Origin of the sequence: Streptosporangium sp. OZ121, assembly GCF_051918885.1 — a bacterium.
Lineage (GTDB): Bacteria > Actinomycetota > Actinomycetes > Streptosporangiales > Streptosporangiaceae > Streptosporangium.
Genome location: NZ_JBPXMC010000038.1, coordinates 56,895 through 73,893, shown reverse-complemented (window position 1 = coordinate 73,893; position 16,999 = coordinate 56,895). Strand labels below are relative to the sequence as shown.

14 protein-coding genes are annotated in these 16,999 nt (G+C 70.5%); 7 read left to right on the top strand and 7 right to left on the bottom strand.

Annotated elements, in window-relative coordinates:
- Nucleotides 1-442: 442 nt before the first annotated feature.
- Nucleotides 443-1,549 carry an AI-2E family transporter gene (locus ACTOQ1_RS38825; protein ID WP_440073148.1) on the top strand — a complete coding sequence of 369 codons (1,107 nt, stop codon included), beginning with the start codon at nucleotides 443-445 and terminating at the stop codon, nucleotides 1,547-1,549.
- Between the two features lie 4 nt (nucleotides 1,550-1,553).
- A complete protein-coding gene (locus tag ACTOQ1_RS38820; RefSeq protein WP_440073147.1) occupies nucleotides 1,554-2,312 on the top strand; it encodes a DUF6597 domain-containing transcriptional factor in 759 nt (252 codons plus the stop codon).
- Nucleotides 2,313-2,325: 13 nt separating this feature from the next.
- Here ACTOQ1_RS38820 and ACTOQ1_RS38815 read toward each other — a convergent pair whose 3' ends face one another.
- The 5 genes from ACTOQ1_RS38815 to ACTOQ1_RS38795 all read right to left on the bottom strand — a co-directional run bounded on the left by ACTOQ1_RS38815 (nucleotide 2,326) and on the right by ACTOQ1_RS38795 (nucleotide 10,758).
- Nucleotides 2,326-3,165 (bottom strand): PhzF family phenazine biosynthesis protein, encoded by an 840-nt coding sequence (locus tag ACTOQ1_RS38815; RefSeq protein ID WP_440073146.1) that lies wholly within the window; start codon nucleotides 3,163-3,165, stop codon nucleotides 2,326-2,328.
- Nucleotides 3,166-3,366: 201 nt separating this feature from the next.
- Complete coding sequence (locus tag ACTOQ1_RS38810) at nucleotides 3,367-4,755, bottom strand: hypothetical protein (protein ID WP_440073145.1); 1,389 nt, start codon at nucleotides 4,753-4,755, stop codon at nucleotides 3,367-3,369.
- 206 nt (nucleotides 4,756-4,961) lie between these two features.
- The gene (locus tag ACTOQ1_RS38805; protein ID WP_440073144.1) at nucleotides 4,962-6,992 is read right to left on the bottom strand and encodes a carbohydrate binding domain-containing protein; all 2,031 of its coding nucleotides are present in this window, start codon (nucleotides 6,990-6,992) and stop codon (nucleotides 4,962-4,964) included.
- Nucleotides 6,993-7,109: 117 nt separating this feature from the next.
- The gene (locus tag ACTOQ1_RS38800; protein WP_440073143.1) at nucleotides 7,110-8,666 is read right to left on the bottom strand and encodes a cellulose binding domain-containing protein; all 1,557 of its coding nucleotides are present in this window, start codon (nucleotides 8,664-8,666) and stop codon (nucleotides 7,110-7,112) included.
- 238 nt (nucleotides 8,667-8,904) lie between these two features.
- A complete protein-coding gene (locus ACTOQ1_RS38795) occupies nucleotides 8,905-10,758 on the bottom strand; it encodes a cellulose binding domain-containing protein (RefSeq protein WP_440073141.1) in 1,854 nt (617 codons plus the stop codon).
- A gap of 343 nt (nucleotides 10,759-11,101) precedes the next feature.
- Here ACTOQ1_RS38795 and ACTOQ1_RS38790 point away from each other — a divergent pair, with 343 nt between their 5' ends.
- Nucleotides 11,102-11,269 (top strand): hypothetical protein, encoded by a 168-nt coding sequence (locus tag ACTOQ1_RS38790; protein ID WP_440073140.1) that lies wholly within the window; start codon nucleotides 11,102-11,104, stop codon nucleotides 11,267-11,269.
- Between the two features lie 502 nt (nucleotides 11,270-11,771).
- On the top strand, nucleotides 11,772-12,434 hold the full coding sequence (leuE, locus tag ACTOQ1_RS38785; RefSeq protein ID WP_440073138.1) for a leucine efflux protein LeuE: 663 nt from the start codon (nucleotides 11,772-11,774) through the stop codon (nucleotides 12,432-12,434).
- 154 nt (nucleotides 12,435-12,588) lie between these two features.
- On the opposite strand, the gene ACTOQ1_RS38780 is transcribed toward leuE, so the two are convergent.
- On the bottom strand, nucleotides 12,589-12,936 hold the full coding sequence (locus ACTOQ1_RS38780; RefSeq protein WP_440073137.1) for a luciferase domain-containing protein: 348 nt from the start codon (nucleotides 12,934-12,936) through the stop codon (nucleotides 12,589-12,591).
- Nucleotides 12,937-13,228: 292 nt separating this feature from the next.
- On the opposite strand from ACTOQ1_RS38780, the gene ACTOQ1_RS38775 reads away from it, so the two are divergent.
- From ACTOQ1_RS38775 to ACTOQ1_RS38765, 3 genes are all read left to right on the top strand, one after another.
- A complete protein-coding gene (locus ACTOQ1_RS38775; RefSeq protein WP_440073135.1) occupies nucleotides 13,229-13,888 on the top strand; it encodes a VC0807 family protein in 660 nt (219 codons plus the stop codon).
- A 163-nt stretch (nucleotides 13,889-14,051) separates the two neighbouring features.
- Entirely contained in the window at nucleotides 14,052-14,525 is a 474-nt protein-coding gene (locus tag ACTOQ1_RS38770) for a TspO/MBR family protein (RefSeq protein WP_440073134.1), read from the top strand.
- A gap of 204 nt (nucleotides 14,526-14,729) precedes the next feature.
- Nucleotides 14,730-15,350 carry a DedA family protein gene (locus tag ACTOQ1_RS38765; protein ID WP_440073133.1) on the top strand — a complete coding sequence of 207 codons (621 nt, stop codon included), beginning with the start codon at nucleotides 14,730-14,732 and terminating at the stop codon, nucleotides 15,348-15,350.
- Here ACTOQ1_RS38765 and paaN read toward each other — a convergent pair.
- The gene (gene paaN, locus ACTOQ1_RS38760) at nucleotides 15,334-16,998 is read right to left on the bottom strand and encodes a phenylacetic acid degradation protein PaaN (protein WP_440073131.1); all 1,665 of its coding nucleotides are present in this window, start codon (nucleotides 16,996-16,998) and stop codon (nucleotides 15,334-15,336) included. The genes ACTOQ1_RS38765 and paaN overlap by 17 nt on opposite strands.
- Nucleotide 16,999 lies beyond the last annotated feature (1 nt).

Here is a 16,999-nt window from a genome sequence, read left to right as displayed (position 1 = left end):
GCTTCATGCACTGGCTTTTAACACACTGTTGAGTTCTCAAGAAACGGACGCGTACACCATCACCCTGACCCGACCAAGTGGTCCGGCAGAACTCCGGGGCGTTCCATTTCGTGTCACTATCTTATCGGGAGTGCCGGTTTCGTGTCAAACTGTCGGATTTCCGACTCTCGACTCGATCCCGCCGAACCCGCTAGGATTGCGACTGCCCCGTTTCCAGGGCAACCCCTCTAACTTACTCCAACATCCGGTCGTTGTCCAACCGGACTTCGGCGTGACGCAGGCGCCCCGACGAAGGAGGTGATCAGAAGGAGGGTCCCGAGGCTCCGGCGATCTCCGCCGACCCCCTCGGGCCTGTGAACTCTATGTACGCCGCCGAGCTCCGTCAAATCGAAGAGCGCGCCCTGCCATGACGTGTTTCTCACCCGCTGGGTAGAGATCCGTCATGACGGACCAAAGAGTGTTGCCCAGGGCGCTCGTCGTACTCCTCTGCGCCGCGGGCGCCGTGGTCACCCTGGCGGGGATCAGAGAGATCGGGTCGATCATCGGGCCGGTGTTGCTGGCCCTGGTTCTGGTCCTGGCGGTATCCCCGGTGAGAACATGGCTTCGCGAACGTGGGGCTCCCGGGTGGACGCTGGTGGCGATCCCCCTCGCGATCGTGCTGCTGGTGCTCCTGGGCATGGTGGCGATCCTGACCGTGGCGGTCGCGCAGATGGCGGCCCTCGCGCCCACCTACGACGCGCAGTTCAACCAGCTCGTCGCGGAGGCGCAACAGCAAGCGGCCAGGCTCGGCATCGGCACCCAGCAGATGAACGAGGCGATCACCTCCTTCGACCCCGGCAAGATCTTCGCGCTCGCGCAGGGATTCGTCTCAGGACTGCTGGGCGTGTTCTCCGGCCTGGTCCTCGTCATCGTCCTGCTCCTGGCCATGTGCCTGGACGCTCAGGCCTTCTCCAGGATCCTCGCCATGGGAGCGGCGCGCAGGCCCCTGCTCATCGAGGCACTCAGCAACTTCGGCCACAAGACCCGTCGTTATCTCCTGGTCTCGACGGGGTTCGGGCTGATCTGCTCCGCACTGGACGTGGCCGCACTCTGGATTCTCGGCGTGCCACTCCCCCTCCTCTGGGGAGTACTGGCACTGATCACGAACTACATCCCCAACGTCGGTTTCATCCTGGGATTGATCCCGCCCGCCCTGCTCGGTCTCCTGGAGGGCGGACCGAAAACCATGATCTTCGTGATCGCCGCCTACATATTGATCAACTTCGTGGTGCAGTCGCTGATCCAGCCGAAGTTCCTCGGTGACGCCGTCGGCCTGTCCACCACCGTGACCTTCCTCTCGCTCATCCTGTGGACGTTCCTGCTCGGCCCGCTGGGCGCGCTGCTGGCCATCCCGCTCAGCCTGCTGACCCGGGCGCTGCTGATCGACAGCGACCCCGACGGTGACTGGGCCGCCGCTCTCGTCTCCGGGGACGTCCCCGACGACGGGCAACCCGGCACGGGGAAGGAACCAGGCGGGGGGCAGGGGAGGATTCCTTCGCCCGTACCCTGAGGTCATGTATCGCGAGTGGGCGCCGGACTCCCGCCTCGCCGGGCGGGTGGCCTGCGTGTGGAGCAGCGAGGCGACCTCCGCCATGACGCAGCTGGTCGTGCCCGACGGCTGCGTGGATCTGGTCTGGGGCCCGGGGGGAGCGCACGTCGCGGGACCCGACACGGGCCCGAAACCCGTCCGGATGGCGCCGGGTGACCGCTACACCGGGATCCGGTTCAGGCCCGGCGCGGCCGGCGAGCTGTTCGGCGTGCCGCTCGACAGGCTGCGCGACCTGCGGGTGCCGCTGTCCTACCTGGGGCCGTTCGCGGAGCTGGCCGAGCTGGAACCACTCACCGCGCAGGCCGAGCCGGAGCCGTCCAGCGGGCCGGCCGGGGTCCGGCGGCCGGAGCCGTTCTCCGACGTCGTACAGCGGGCGCTGGCCGTGCGGCTGCGCGCGGCGCCCGGCCCTGACCCGGCCGCGCCCGCGATCGCCGAGGCACTGCGGGCGGGCCGGAGCGTCAGGGAGGTGGCCTGGGACCTGGGGTTCGGCGAGCGACAGCTCCTGCGCCGGTCCCTGCGGTCCTTCGGGTACGGTCCGAAGGTGCTGCAGCGGGTGGTCAGGTTCCAGCGGGCACTGCGGCTGGCCAGGCGCGGCGTCACGGCGGCCGAGGTCGCCGCGGTCAGCGGGTACGCCGACCAGGCGCACATGGCGAACGAGGTACGGCGGCTGGCGGGGGTGCCCCTGAGCCGGCTGCTCGACCAGCCAGGCGACGGGACCACCTGAGGACCGGTGCGGGTCAGGCGGTCTCCAGCGCGACCGCTCCGCCGCTCACCCGGCTCCGGCCGTCGGGGGAGGCGATCGAGACCTTCAGCGTGCTGGACCGCCCCATGTCCACCCCCTGGATGACCGTGAACTCCGAGGAGCCGTTCCCGAGCACACGCAGGTAGCCGCCGAAGGCAGCGGCGGCGGCCCCGGTGGCGGGATCCTCCACGACGCCCCCGACCGGGAACGGGTTGCGGGCGTGGAAGCGCTCGTCGCTCTCCCGCCAGAACAGGTTCACCGTCGTCCAGCCTTCGCGGGTCATCAGCGCCTTCAGCCGCTCGTAGTCGTAGTCGAGGCCGGCCAGGCGTTCGCGCGAGGAGGCCGCGACCACGAGATGCTCCACGCCGCCGAACGCGACGTGCGGAGGGAAGGCCGGGTCGAGATCGTCGCGGGACCAGCCGAGGGCGGCGAGGGCCTCCTCAAGCGCGTCCTCCGTGACGGGCCGTGAGTGCGTGGGGACGCTGGTGAGCGTGGCCAGGAGCGCGTCGTCGGCGATCTCGGTGTCGACGACGATCTCGCCCGCGTTGGTGTCGAACGCCAGGCGCCCGGTCCCGAGGCGTTCGGCCAGCACCACGGAGGTGGCGATCGTGGCGTGCCCGCAGAACGCCACCTCCGCCGAGGGGGCGAAGTATCGGACCCGGAAGGCGCGTCGCTCGTCGTCGCGTGCGGTCACGAACGCCGTCTCGGAGTATCCGACCTCGGCGGCGACGGCCAGCATCTCCGCGTCGGAGAGTCCGGCCGCGTCGAGGACGATCCCGGCGGGGTTTCCCCCCTCGGGGTCGTGGGTGAAAGCGGTGTAACGCAAGATTTCCACGGTGCTCGTCACAGAACCGGAATTTACCAGCCTCCCGGGCCGCCCCGCCGCCCCGTCACGCGGCGGTGGCTGGGCGGTGGGGCGGGCGTGCTCGAGAGCGGGCGACCCGGACGGGCCACAGGGCCGAGGGCGGAGCACGGGGCCGGGTGGGAAGGAGCGGCCCCGTTCAGGCGGGCATCGGGATCCGGACGCCGCGAGACGTCAGGCGGACGCCGGAACGGGTGCCGAGGGGGGCGGTCCCTCGGGAGAGGCGACGGGTGCGCGGGGGACGCGGCGCCCCCACGGCATGGCGAGCGCCAGGATCGGCAGCAGCACGATGGAGGCCTGCGACCAGACGACGTGGAGACTTCGCCAGGTGGCGGAGTCGAACTGCGTCATGTAGAGGTAGCCGTAGCCCGCCCACAGGGAGACGCCGATGATCGCCGGCCACGCGAAGCGGGTGGGACGGGCGATCAGGAACGGCATGAACCACAGGAGATACTGCGCGCCGAGCCTGGGGGTGACGACCATGAAGGCGAGCAGCAGCGCCGTGGTGAGGTCGATCGGGTCGGCGCGACGCCACACGAGAGCCGTCGCCAGCATGGTGACGTAGATCAGGCGGGTGCCGAACGTGGCGAACCCCTGGTGCAGGTCGTTGACGCCGTGCATGCCGATGGCGGTCCAGCCCCACTGTCCGACGATCGGGCGGACGTCCTGGATCACCCGGATGACCTCGGGGATCTGGCTCAGCGAGGTGCCGGCGAAGATCGGCAGGGTGACCAGGAAGAAGACCGGCGCGATGCCCGTGGCCACGAACGCCACGGCGCGGGCGCGGAAGGTGGGCAGCAGCAGGAGCATGCCGGGGATGAGCCAGATCGGCCAGCTCTTGGCGCACAGCGCCAGTCCCATCAGCAGTCCCGCGAACAGGGCGCGGCGCAGGGACTGCCGGTCGCCCTGGCGCGGGGTGAGCGCCCCGCGGAGCACCCCCTCGGGGCCGAAGGCGTGCCGTACGGCGCCGGCGAGGCCGTGCAGCGCGACGCTCTGCCGTGCCAGCGCGAGCGGGCTGGTGGTCATGCCCGGCCGGTGGGGGTCGCCGGGACCTCGGGCCACGACGAAGGCGGCCACGCCGAAGACCAGGGCGACCGGCTCGACCTGGCCGTGGACGGAGGCGACGAGGATGGCGAGCGGGTTGCAGGCGTACTGGAAGGCGCGCAGCGACGCGTTGGGCCCACCGGCGAGCTTGCCGACCAGCGGGATCAGCACGATGTCGGCGACCACGGTGACCAGGCGACCGCCGATCTCCCAGGGGATGCCCAGCCAGAGCAGGAGGCCGTATACGTAGGGGATGGTCGGCAGGAAGTGCCAGCCTCCCGAGCTGCCCAGAACGGGGTCCTCACGGTTCAGGACCGCCTCGCCGGCGGGCTTGAAGCTGTTGATGAAGTCGACCGGTTGCCAGGTGTCCACCGCCGAGGTGGCCATGATGAGCACCCGGAAGGCTATTCCGACCCCCAGGATGACCAGCAGCGAGGGTCTCCAGCCCTTCCACTGCGCGACCAGGGCGAGCACGACACCGAGAACGAGGACGAACCCCGTGAGAATTGCGTAGTCCATGACGGCCCCTAGCCTGCCGGACCTGGCGACCAACCAGCCACCCGGATCTCCAAACCGAGACCACTCTGCCAGTTTTCCCGGCCTCCGGAATCCGGGCCGTCACGACGGGCGACCGCTTCGGGACACCGGACACCGGAGGACGTGAGGAGACGCGGAGGGGGGAACCTCGCCGCCGGAAGTCCGTCTCCCCCGGCGGCGAGGGGCTTTCAGCCCAGGCCGTCGAGATAGGCCCGGTGGCTGCGGGAGAACTCGAAGGCGTTGTACCTGTCCCAGTTGATCGACCAGGTCATCAGGCCGCGGAGGTTCGGGTAGACCCCTCTCGGCCGGTACGACCCGCAGTCGGTCCCCTTGGCCAGGCAGTCGAAGGCCTTCTGGACCTCGGCGACCGTGGTGAAACCGTTACCCGCGAACGGGGCGGCGGGCAGGCCGATGGCGACCTGGTCCTGGCGCAGGGCGGGGAAGACGTTGTTCGGGTTGCCCGCGATGGGGAAGCCGGCGAGCAGCATGTCGGTCATGGCGACGTGGAAGTCGTGACCGCCCATGGTGTGGTACTGGTTGTCCAGTCCCATGATCGGCCCGGAGTTGTAGTCCTGGACGTGCAGCAGGGTCAGGTCGTCGCGCATCGCGTGGATGACGGGGAGGTACGAGGCGGCCCGCCGGTCGGCGGAGCCGTTGGGGCCCGGGCCGTAGAACTGGTAGCCCAGCTGGACGAAGAACGTCTCGGGGGCCATGGTCAGCACGAACCTGGCGCCGTACCTGGCCTTGAGGGTCTTGAGCGCGGAGATCAGGTTGACGATGACCGGGGTGGTGGGGGCCGACAGGTTGGTGTCGCCGTTGTCGAGATAGAGGGAGTGGCCCTCGAAGTCGATGTCCAGTCCGTCGAGGCCGTACTTGTCGATGATGGCGCCCACCGACTGGACGAACTTGTCGCGCGCGGCCGTGGTGCTCAGCTGGACCTGGCCGTTCTGGCCGCCGATCGAGATCAGCACCTTCTTGCCGAGCGCCTGCTTGGCCCGGATCCCGGCGATGAACTCGGCCTCGGACTCGACGTTGGGGCACTCGGCGACCGGGCACTGGGTGAAGCGGATGTCTCCGGAGGTCACCGAGGTGGGCTCGCCGAAGGACAGGTTGATGACGTTCCACTCGTTGGGGACGTCCGCCATCCGGATGTAGCCGGAGCCGTTGGCGAAGGAGGCGTGCAGGTAGCCGACCAGCACCCGCTTGGGCAGGTTGCCGGGGGGCGTGCCGGTGACGGTCGCGGAGACCGCGCCGGACCTCGCCGACTCACCGGCGGAGTTGGAGGCGCTCACCTGGTAGCTGTGCGTCCCCGCGCCCGGGGTGTCGGTGTAGGAGGTCGCGGCGGGGGTGCCGACCCTCGTCCCGTTTCGGTAGACGTTGTAGGCGGTCGCGCCCGAGGAGGTGTTCCACCTCAGCGAGACGCTCGTGCCGCTGACGGTGGCGGCCAGCCCCGACGGCACGGCCGGAAGCGGCGGCTGCCCGGTGCCGACCGTCACGGAGACCGCGCCGGACCTCGCCGACTCGCCGGAGGCGTTCGTCGCGCTCACCTGGTACGAGTGGGTGCCGGTGCCGGGGGTCTCGGAGAAGGTGGTCCCGGTGGCGGTGCCGACCCTGGTGCCGTCGCGGTAGACGTTGTAGCCGGTCGCGCCCGAGGAGGCGCTCCAGCTCAGCGAGGCGGTGGTGGCGTTGCCGGTGCCGGTGAGGCCGGTGGGCGCCGCGGGAGGCTGTCCCTGCCCCGGCGCTCCGTCGAGGACGACGTCGTCGGCCTGGTAGACGCCCTGGCCGTACCAGCCGTTGACGTGGATCGTCACCGAGGTGGTCGAGGCGCCGGTGGTGAACGAGGTCGACAGCTGGGCGTAGGACGACGGCGAGGACGTCCACGTGCTGGGGTCGGTCCCGCCGGTTCCGGTCGCGCCGAGGAAGACGTAGCCGCCCCTGACCCAGGCCGACAGGGTGTAGGCCGAGGACGGCCTGACACTGACCGTCTGCTGGCAGCGGGCGGTGTCGTTCCCCGCCGGTGTCGCCTGCAGGGCCCTGGTCCCGCCGTGTACGGGTGAGGAGACGGTCGTGGCGCCCGAGGAGGCGGAGCAGGTCCACCCGCTCAGCCCGTTCTCGAAGCCCGGGTTCGTCGCGATGTTGGCCGCGTGGGCCGGTGTCGCGGCCAACATCGTCCCGCTGAGCGCCAGTACGGCGGCCACGGCGAGTTTCCTGAGGTACATCCGATTTACCCCGCAAAGATCTTTAGGAGGGTGTCGTGGGGGTACGGCCCGCACCCCGGGCGGGGTGCGGGCCGTACGGGTCGTGCCGGCCGTACGGGTCGTGCGGGTCGTGCCGGTTCAGAAGCCGGCGGTGACGCGGGTGAAGTCCCAGTCGTTCTGGGCGATCCCGCTGCAGGTGGAGGTCACGCCGCCGCCCGGGCAGGGACGGTCGCGGTTGACCGCCCAGTAGGCGAAGCGGGTCAGGCCCTTGGACCTGGCCCAGTCGCGGATCTGGGTCCAGGCCGCCACGGTGGTCAGCTCCTGCTGGTCGGACAGGCCGTTCATGCCGGAGATGCCCATCCGGGCGTACGCCTGCGCGTCGGTCCAGCCGTTGGCGGCCTTGAGCGCGTTCTTCAGGCCCTCGGAGGCGTTGACGGTGTCGGTGTAGATGTTGGAGGCGCCGAAGTCGAACGGCATGATCGTGTAGTTGTCGATCGGCACGGCCAGCGCCTTGGCCTGGTTGATCAGGCGGATGCCGTGGGAGGTCGGGCCGGTGGTGGAGGTGCCGAAGGTGACGGCGATCTTGACGTTCGGGTTGTTCTGCTTGACGATCTTCAGGCCGTTGAGGATGCGGTCCTGGACGGTGTAGTTCTCGAACTCGTCGGTGTTCTCGATGTCGAAGTCGACGACCGCCGGGCCGACGGCGTTGATGACCTGCTGCACGGCTCCGGCGAAGGCGGCCGGGGTGGAGCAGTTCGGGCCGAGCTTGTTGCCCGACCAGCCGCCGAAGGAGATCTGCACGCTGCCGCCCGCGGCCTTGATCTGGTTGATCGCGGCCTGGTCGGTGCCGCCGGTCAGCGGCCGGTTGCCGTCCCAGGCGGGGTTGCAGCCGCCGCTGGACAGGATGAACGCCATGGTGAAGGACTTCACGCCGGTGGCGCTCATGACGGTGGCGGGGTTGGGCGGGTTGCCCCAGCCCATGTAGAGGTAAGGGGCTCCGGGCATCTTGCCGGGCGGCTGCGGGTTGGTGCAGCCGGTGGTGGTGGCGCTCACCGCGCCGCTGGCCGCCGACTCGCCCTGGGCGTTGTAGGCCTTGACCGTGTAGGTGTGCGAGGTGCACGTGCCGAGGGAGCCGATCGTGGCGCTGGTGCCGGTGACCTGGGCCCGCTGCGTGGATCCTTCGTAGACGCGGTAGCCGGTGACGGTGCCGCTGGAGGCACCCCACGACAGGGAGATCGAGGAGTTGGTCGTCCCGGTCACGGTCGGATTCCCCGGTGTCCCCGGGGTGACGGGAGTGGTGCCGCCGCACGCCGCGCCGTTGAGGGTGCAGTTGGACGGGGTCACACCACCCGGACTGCCGTTGAAACCGAAACTCGCGGTCGCACCGGGCGCCAGAGTGCCGTTCCAGCCGACATTGGTGAAGGTGAAACGCTGCCCGCTACGACTCAACGACGCGTCCCAGAAGGCCCCGACGTTCGCCCCCGAAGGCAGATCGAAGGCCACCGACCAGCCATTGATGGTCGTCGTACCACCATTGGTGATCGTGTACTTGCCCTCGAAACCGGTACCCCAGTCGGAGACCTTGGTGAAGACGGCGGTGGGGGGCGCCGCGAACGCGGGGGTCGCGACCAGTGACAGGCCGAGTGACATGCCGAGCGCGGCCAGGACCGCGGTCAGCGTTCGTCGAAATCTCATGACTCTTCCTCGGTTGGGGGGTGCGAGGTGTTGGGGGATGCGAGGTGCCGGAGGGTGCGAGGTGCCGGAGGGCGCGAGGTGCCGGGGGGGGCGAGGTGCCGGGGGTCGAAAGAGGCGAGGTGTTCGAGGTACGGGATCCGGGGCCTGCCCGGCCCGGTCGTGGGTCGCGCGGTGCCGGGCAGGTCCGGAGATCGGGAGGTCGGGGGTCCGGGGGCGGGAGGTGAGGAGGTTCCGGGTGCTAGGGCAGGGTCGCCAGGTGCGGCTTGACGGTCCTGGAGAAGTTCCAGTTGTTGCTGGCGTCCCAGTTGATGGACCAGGTCATCGCGCCACGGATCCCGGGGTAGGTGCGCGGCGGCACGAAGCTGCCGCAGTTGGTCCTGGTGGCCAGGCAGGTCAGGGCCTGGTTCACCAGGGCGGGGGCGACGATCCCGCCGCCCGCCGCGCCGGGTCCGGCGGGCAGGCCGAGCGCCACCTGGTCGGGGCGGAGGCCGTTCTCCAGCTGGATGCAGGCCAGCGCGGTCATGAAGTTGACCGAGCCCTGCGAGTAGGCGGCCATCTGGTCGCAGCCGAGCATGGAGCCGGAGTTGTAGAACTGGGTGTGGACGACGGTGAGGATGTCCTTGATGGCCAGCGCCAGCTTGAAGTACTCGCCGCCGGTGGACTGCATGTCGATGGTCTGCGGCGCCATCGTGATGATCAGGTTCGCGCCCGCCTTGGCCCGCAGCGACCGGAGCGCCTGGCCCATGTAGGTGGAGTTGAGCCCGTTCTCCAGGTCGATGTCGACGCCGTCGAAGCCGTAGCTCTGCATCAGGGCGTAGACGGTGTCGGCGAACTTGGTCGCGGCGGCGGCGCTGGCCACCTGCACTCGGCCCGCCTCGCCGCCGACCGAGAGGATGACCTTCTTGCCACGGGAGTGGAGGGTCTGCACGTCGGCCCTGAACTGGGCGTCGGTGTAGCCACCGAGGGAGGCGGACAGGCCCGGGTCCACGGCGAAGACGACCTCACCCGGGGTGGCGGTGGCCTCGCCGAAGGAGACCGCGACCAGGTCGTACTCGTTGGGCACCGCCGACAGCCGCAGCTCGACGGCCGGGTTGTCGAAGTTGTGCCAGTAGCCGGTGAGGAAGTGCTTGGGCAGCGGGCCGCCGCCGGTGCAGCCGTTCGTGGTCGCGCTCGCCGGGTCGCTCCTCTGGCCCTCGCCCGCCGAGTTGTACGCCGCCACCGTGTAGGTGTGCGCCTCGCACACGCCCAGCCCCGACACCGTCGCGCTCGTGCCGGTCACGGTCGCCCTCACCGTGGATCCCTCGTACACCCGATAGCCGGTCACCGTCCCCGATGACGCGCCCCACGACAGCGCGACGCTGTTCGTGCCGCCGGTCGCCGACAGCGCGCCGGGCTTGCCGGGGGCGCCGCCGGTGCAGCCGGTGGTGGTGGCGCTCACCGCGCCGCTGGCCGCCGACTCGCCCTGGGCGTTGTAGGCCTTGACCGTGTAGGTGTGCGAGGTGCACGTGCCGAGGGAGCCGATCGTGGCGCTGGTGCCGGTGACCTGGGCCCGCTGCGTGGATCCTTCGTAGACGCGGTAGCCGGTGACGGTGCCGCTGGAGGCACCCCACGACAGGGAGATCGAGGAGTTGGTCGTCCCGGTCACGGTCGGATTCCCCGGTGTCCCCGGGGTGACGGGAGTGGTGCCGCCGCACGCCGCGCCGTTGAGGGTGCAGTTGGACGGGGTCACACCACCCGGACTGCCGTTGAAACCGAAACTCGCGGTCGCACCGGGCGCCAGAGTGCCGTTCCAGCCGACATTGGTGAAGGTGAAACGCTGCCCGCTACGACTCAACGACGCGTCCCAGAAGGCCCCGATATTCGCCCCCGAAGGCAGATCGAAGGCCACCGACCAGCCGTTGATGGTCGTCGTACCACCATTGGTGATCGTGTACTTGCCCTCGAAACCGGTACCCCAGTCCGAGGTCTTGGTGAAGACGGCGGTCGCCGAGGCGGCCTGGGCCGGGAGCGCGACCGTCATCGCCAGGACGAGGGCCGCCAGGGCGACGAGAGAACGAGCGATGGCGCGTAATTTCACGTTGACCTCATGCATTCCGTGGGGGTGACCGTACGACCCGCGCCACGCGGGGGGTGCGCGGGCGCGAACGTGGACGCGGGCCGTACGGCGGGGTGGGCACGGCTCCGACCGGGGGAGCGTTCCGTCGATCGGCGCGGGACGCCGAAGACCGCCGGGTTCAGCGAGTCGTCACCGGGTCGCCGGCGTCTGGGCCGCCGTCACGCGCCCCGGACGCCGCCGGCCGGCGTGCGGTGCCGAGGGGATCCGGTGCCGGCGCTTCGAGGACGGGCCACGCCCGCCCTTCGGGAGGACCAGGGGCTCGGCGGCTGCGTCCGTGGGCGCGTGCTCACTCGTGGTTCCCGGGCGCCGGTGCTCACCCATGGCTCGCGAACCCCGGCCTGGGGCCTCGGGACGGGCGGAGGCGGCGACGGCGGCGCCGATGGCGGCCGTGCCGGCGGCGGGCACGGTGAGCACGACGGGGGCCGCGATGGCGGGTGCGGACGTGTCGCCGGAGACGGGGGTGGCGGGGGTGGGCAGGCCCCGGTGAGGGCTTGCAGCCGCAGTCAGGACAAGTAAGGAAAAGGTGCGCCGCATGATCGCTCCCATGGACGTGGAACCTGGGGGGTGAGGCGTCCGGACGGTCGGACCTTCAGCAGTGACGGCTGCCGCCGTCGAGTTTTCGCAGCTGGACACGGGTCGGAGGGGAGGCACGGGCCACGGGCACCCCCAGTCGGCATTTCTTTTAGGAAAGTTTCCTAAGAGTTGTCGCGATCGTAGCCTTGACAGACCCTTGCCACAAGGCCCAAAAACGTCAGTCTCCGATGCCGTGCCGGGCGCTTTCCTCCGCCCGCCCCAGGGCACGCGGAGGAACGGCACGGCGACCCCTCACCCGCCGCGCTCCCCCGCCCGGCCACTCATGGCGTCCGGGCGACACGGCGCATGGCGTCCGGAAAACCCTGCGCATGGCGTCCGGAAAACCCGGAAAGGAAGATAAGCACCTTTAGGCGATACGGTAATGACGTATCCGTAACGCCCCCTGGAGTATCGACGTGTTCTTCGGCATCACCGACATCTGGACCTACGTGGTCGGCGCCTTCTTCATCATCCTGTTGCCCGGCCCGAACTCGCTGTACGTGCTCAGCACCGCCGCCCAGCGCGGGGTCCGGCAGGGGTACCGGGGGGCGATGGGGGTCTTCGTCGGCGACACCGTCCTGATGGTGCTGGCGGCGGCGGGGGCCGCCTCCCTGCTGAAGTCGACGCCGCTCCTGTTCAACGTCGTCAAGTACGCCGGTGCGGCCTACCTCGCGTGGATCGGGTTCCAGATGCTCCGGTCGGCCTGGCGCTCGTGGCGTTCGCCCGACGCCGGGAGCGAGGCCGCGGAGGCGGCCCCCGGCCGGGAGGGGATCACGGAGAACCCCTTCCGCAAGGCCCTGATCGTCAGCCTGATGAACCCGAAGGCGATCCTGTTCTTCATCTCGTTCTTCATCCAGTTCGTGGACCCCGCCTACGGCACCCCCGCGGTCTCCTTCCTGATCCTGGGCGCGATCTGCCAGCTGTTCAGCGTGCTCTACCTGTCGGCGCTGATCTTCGGCGGGACGTTCCTGGCCGGACGGTTCCGGGCCCGCCGCGGACTGTCGGCCGGGCTGCGGACGGGTGTGGGCGCGCTGTTCATCGGCTTCGGGGCGAGGCTGGCCACCGCGACCCTCGGCTGACGCCGCCTACCGCCGCCCTCGGCCGGCACCGTCCACCGCCACTTCGGACCGACGTCCACCGCCGCTTCGGACCGATGCCGGCCATCGCGAACCCCGGATGACACGCCCGCCGCCACCCTTTGCCGCCGCCGTTGCCGCGGGCCGGACGACGCCGTTACCGCGGGCCCTGGTTGACCTTGATCGCGACGCTGACGAGCGAGAGGAACAGCTCGGCGTCGGCCCGGCCCTCGATGGACATGGCCACCCATCCGGCGTCGGCGCCGGGGGTGATCCGATGGCAGTCGGTGAGCACCCGCGCCCACTTTTCGATCATGGGTTTGGTGAGGAGCAGCTCCGCGGTGTGATCGCCGGACATCCTGACGATCTCCCTGCCGCCGGCCCGGAATCCCAGCCCCTTCCTGGTGCGTTTCAGCGCCAGGTCCGGCCAGCGGACGAGCTGGGCGGCCACATTCTCGACACCCTCGGTGGAACGGCGGGACGCGTGCGTGCGCAGCACTGCCATGTCTCTCATCGTCGCGGACCGGACCCGATCAGGAAAGCTCCCGTTTCTCAACCGTTACCGGCATAGTGATCCTTTTCGTGAATCGTAATGATCCGCACCTGTCTCATCCGTTATTGCAGTGTTATTGAGTTGTTTTCACGAGAGCACGGCACGGGGTCAGGTACGGTGAGTGGCCGGTGAACACCGGAAGCAACCCTCTCCGCAACCCCTCGCGACGGCCTGACATGCTCGTGTCATGCCGGGGTAGGCGTGAACGCCCAGCGCCTGCCACCGCACCAGCCCGTGGAGCGTCATGAGCCACCAGCCCATCGTCTTCCCTCGCCTCACCGCTCTCGCCAGGCAGGCGGCGCCGAAGCTGCTGGAGGGCGTCGTCGCCCCCCTCGCCGTCTTCTACGCCGCGCTCGCCCTCCTCGGTCTGAAGGGCGCGCTGATCGCGGCGGTCACCTGGGTGTACGCGGGGGTGGGGTGGCGGCTGGTCCGGCGGATTCCGGTGCCCGGCACGATGATCCTCGCCGTCATCGCGATCACCGTGCGGGCGCTGCTGGGGTTCTGGACCGGGAGCGCGGTGATCTACTTCCTCCAGCCGGAGCTCGGGACGATCTGCATCAGCATGGTCTTCCTCGCCTCGGTGCGGTTCAACCGCCCGCTGGTGCAGAAGCTGACCCTCGACTACATCCACCTGCCCTCGGCGGTGCTGAAACACGAGCGGGTCCGCCGGTTCTTCGCGCGCATCACCCTGCTGTGGGCCTTCGTGCTGCTGGCCAACTCCGCGGTGAGCATCTGGCTCCTGCTGCACGAGTCGATCGGCACCTACCTGCTGGTCCGCACCACGGCCGTGGCCGTGATCAGCGGCCTGGCGGTGGCCTTCTCCCTGTACGCCTTCCGCCGGATGCTGCGCCGCCTGCACTACGACCCGGTCGCCACCCCGGCCATCGCCGCCCCGCCCGCCTGAGCCTCCCGCACCCTGAGTCCCCGCACCCTGAACCCCCGCACCCTGAACCCCCGCGCCGGGAAACCCCGGAGCTCCCGCACCGGGCCCGGCGAGGATACGGCGCCCCCGTACGGGGGGAACCGCGGCGCGGTAGATCCGCGAAGAAGGGGGCAGGGAGGTTTCCATGGTCATCGCGCATCAACCGAAACGCTGGGCCGGGCTGCCCGTCTTCGCCGTCGCGCTCGTGCTGGTGGCGGTGGTGGGATCGCTGTCGGCCGTCGACGCCGGCGGCGAGTACCTGTCGCTGGAGCGGCCGCCCTGGGCACCGCCGCAGTGGCTGTTCGGCCCGGCCTGGACGGTCCTGTACGTCATGATCGCCCTGTCCGGCTGGCTCGCCTGGTCGGCGCGCGGCCTGACACCGGCGCTCGGCGTCTACGCGGTCCAGCTGGTCCTCAACACCGCCTGGACACCGCTGTTCTTCGGCGCCGGCCAGTACGGCCTGGCGTTCGCGGAGATCGTCGTCCTCTGGCTCGCGATCGTGCTCAACATCGTCATGTTCCGGCGGATCAGCCGCCCGGCCGCCTGGCTGCTGGTGCCCTACCTGCTCTGGGTGACGTACGCGGCCGCGCTGAATCTCGCCATCTGGCAGCTCAACTGAGCCGCCCCCCTCCAGGAGGGGGCGGCTCAGGCCGTTCGAGCGAGGTGACCGGCTCCGCCCGGTTTCCGGAGTCGGCGGGACGGACCCCCGGTGATCTCAGGGATGTGATCCGAGAACACCGGGGTTCCTCCCGGATGCCCTGAGAGTCACCGGGCCGCCAGCGTGCTGCGTGAGACATTCGCGACCCCCCGGCTGGAGCCCGACGTGACACAGGCCATCCTCGACGTCCTGCACGATGTGATGACATCTCCATGGATCTACCTGGCGCTGTTCGCGCTGGCGCTGCTCGACGGTTTCTTCCCCGTGGTCCCGGCGGAGACGTCCGTCATCACGGCCGGGGTGTTCGCCGCCGCCACCGGCGCCCCCGACCTGCTCCTGGTGATCGTGGTGGCCGCGCTGGGCGCGTTCGCGGGCGACCACATCTCGTACGCCATCGGGCGTACCACCAACGACCGGCTGCGCAACGGCAGGCGCAGCCGCAGGGCGTTCGCCTGGGCGGAGCGGGCGCTGGCCGAGCGGGGCGGGCTGGTCCTCGTGGTGGCCCGCTACATTCCCGGCGGCCGGACCGCCTGCACCCTGACCATGGGCGCGGTCGCCTATCCCCGGCGCTCGTTCGCCCTCTTCGACGCCCTCGCCGCGGTGACCTGGGCGGTCTACTCGGGAGTGATCGGCTACGTGGGCGGCGCGGCCTTCGAGCACGACCCGATCAAGGGCCTGCTGCTCGGTCTCGGCATCGCCCTGGCGGTCACCGTCGTGGTCGAGGCCGTCCGCTACCTCCGCCGCCGTTCCGCGCCGGAGGCGGAACTGGTCACCTCCGGTGACTGACGGCCGGGCGGCGCGACTGCGTGACGCGGAAGCGCCCGGACACGAAGGCGTCGTCGGTGAGGGAGGCGTTCCCCGCCGGATTGAGCCCGCTGACGTGGTAGTCGCTGTAGGCGGCGGAGAAGTTGAGCGGCATCGGGCCGGTGAGGTTGGAGGTGAGCGCGGCGCCCGCGAGGGCGAAGGCGTCCTCGGCCCGGTCGACGAAGTCCTCGTCGACCGAGTAGCAGAAGGCGGTGATCGCGCCCTTGTCCCCGGCGTCGGCGGAGGCGGTCCGTAGCGCGGCCTCCCGGTCCTCGGCGGGGACGAGGAAGGCGACCGGCCCGAAGCGCTCCTCGCCGTAGACCGCCGGGTCCTCGGTGGCGAGCAGCAGCGGACCGCTGGTGCGCGCCGCGGGGAATTCCGGGTGCTCGTACGGCGCGGCGTCCAGGAGCACGCCACCCCGGCCGCGCAGCTCGTCGAGCAGGGCGAGCGTGGCGGGCGACTGGATGGCCGCCAGCACGGAGGCCGCTCGCCTGGGCACGGTGGAGATCTGCCGTACGGCCTCCGCCAGGGCCTCGCCGACCTCCTCGAAGGAGACCGTTCCCGAGGAGGTCCGCACCCCGGCGCGGGGCACGAAGATGTTCTGCGGGCTGGTGCACATCTGCGCGGAGAACAGGCAGAGCGACCCGGCGACGGCCCGCAGCACGGGCGCGAGGTCGTCTGCGGAGTCGAGCACGACCGCGTTGAGCCCCGAGGTCTCGGTGTAGGAGATCGCGGGGAAGGCGTTCGCCTCCACCCAGGCGCCGAACGCGGCGCTGCCGGTGAAGTCGACGATCCGGCAGGCGGGGTGGCCGATCAGTTCCTTGGCGATCGGCGCCTCGGCGGTGTCGACGGCCAGGGTGACCAGGCCGGGGTCGAACCCTGCCCCGGCGAGGACCTCCCGGCAGGCGGCGACCGCCAGCGCCATCGGCAGCACCGCGGTGGGGTGCGGCTTGACGATCACCGGGTTGCCGGTGGCGAGGTTGGCGAAGATCGCCGGGTAGGCGTTCCAGGCGGGGAAGCTCGCGCAGGTGACGACGACCGCGACGCCGCGCGGCACGATCCGGTAGCGCTTGTCCAGGCTGAGCTCGGAGGTGCCGAAGCCGCGGGTCCAGGTCGCGTGCGGGGTGACCCGCTCCATCGCCGACCAGGCGGCGGCGATCGCCTCGATCCCCCGGTCGAGGGCGTTCGTGCCGCTGCCGGTGAAGCTCATCGCCGCGCTCTGACCGGCGGTGTGCATGGTGGCGGGCACGAACTCGAAGGATCGCTCGTAGATCCGGTCGCAGGCGGCCAGGCAGAGGTCCGTCCTGGTCTCGGGGGTGGCGTCGCGCCAGGCGGGCCAGGCGGCCAGGGCGGCCCGGTAGACCTCGTCGGCGCTCGCGACCGGGTAGGCGACGCCCAGCGGCTCGCCGGTGTAGGGCGAGACCTCACCCCCGGCGACGGCGTGGGAACCGGGGTGTTCCGGCAGGTCGAACCGGCCGCCGAGGCGGGACTCGTGGGCCTTGCGCCCGGCCTCCCGCGCGGCCTCGCCCCCGGGGTGGCGGGAGGGCGCGTCAGGGTAGGCGTTCCAGCTCTCCCTGGTGCGCCTGGCCTCGACCGCCCGCGCGAGCCGTGCCGAACGCTCGGAGTTCACG

Excerpts from the sequence above, each read along its gene's own strand:
- ACTOQ1_RS38825 (WP_440073148.1), top strand. The coding sequence starts at position 443 with ATGACGGACCAAAGAGTGTTGCCCAGGGCGCTCGTCGTACTCCTCTGC.
- ACTOQ1_RS38820 (WP_440073147.1), top strand. The coding sequence starts at position 1,554 with ATGTATCGCGAGTGGGCGCCGGACTCCCGCCTCGCCGGGCGGGTGGCC.
- ACTOQ1_RS38810 (WP_440073145.1), bottom strand. The coding sequence starts at position 4,755 with ATGGACTACGCAATTCTCACGGGGTTCGTCCTCGTTCTCGGTGTCGTG.
- ACTOQ1_RS38805 (WP_440073144.1), bottom strand. The coding sequence starts at position 6,992 with ATGTACCTCAGGAAACTCGCCGTGGCCGCCGTACTGGCGCTCAGCGGG.
- ACTOQ1_RS38800 (WP_440073143.1), bottom strand. The coding sequence starts at position 8,666 with ATGAGATTTCGACGAACGCTGACCGCGGTCCTGGCCGCGCTCGGCATG.
- ACTOQ1_RS38795 (WP_440073141.1), bottom strand. The coding sequence starts at position 10,758 with ATGCATGAGGTCAACGTGAAATTACGCGCCATCGCTCGTTCTCTCGTC.
- ACTOQ1_RS38790 (WP_440073140.1), top strand. The coding sequence starts at position 11,102 with ATGGCTCGCGAACCCCGGCCTGGGGCCTCGGGACGGGCGGAGGCGGCG.
- ACTOQ1_RS38780 (WP_440073137.1), bottom strand. The coding sequence starts at position 12,936 with ATGGCAGTGCTGCGCACGCACGCGTCCCGCCGTTCCACCGAGGGTGTC.
- ACTOQ1_RS38775 (WP_440073135.1), top strand. The coding sequence starts at position 13,229 with ATGAGCCACCAGCCCATCGTCTTCCCTCGCCTCACCGCTCTCGCCAGG.
- ACTOQ1_RS38770 (WP_440073134.1), top strand. The coding sequence starts at position 14,052 with ATGGTCATCGCGCATCAACCGAAACGCTGGGCCGGGCTGCCCGTCTTC.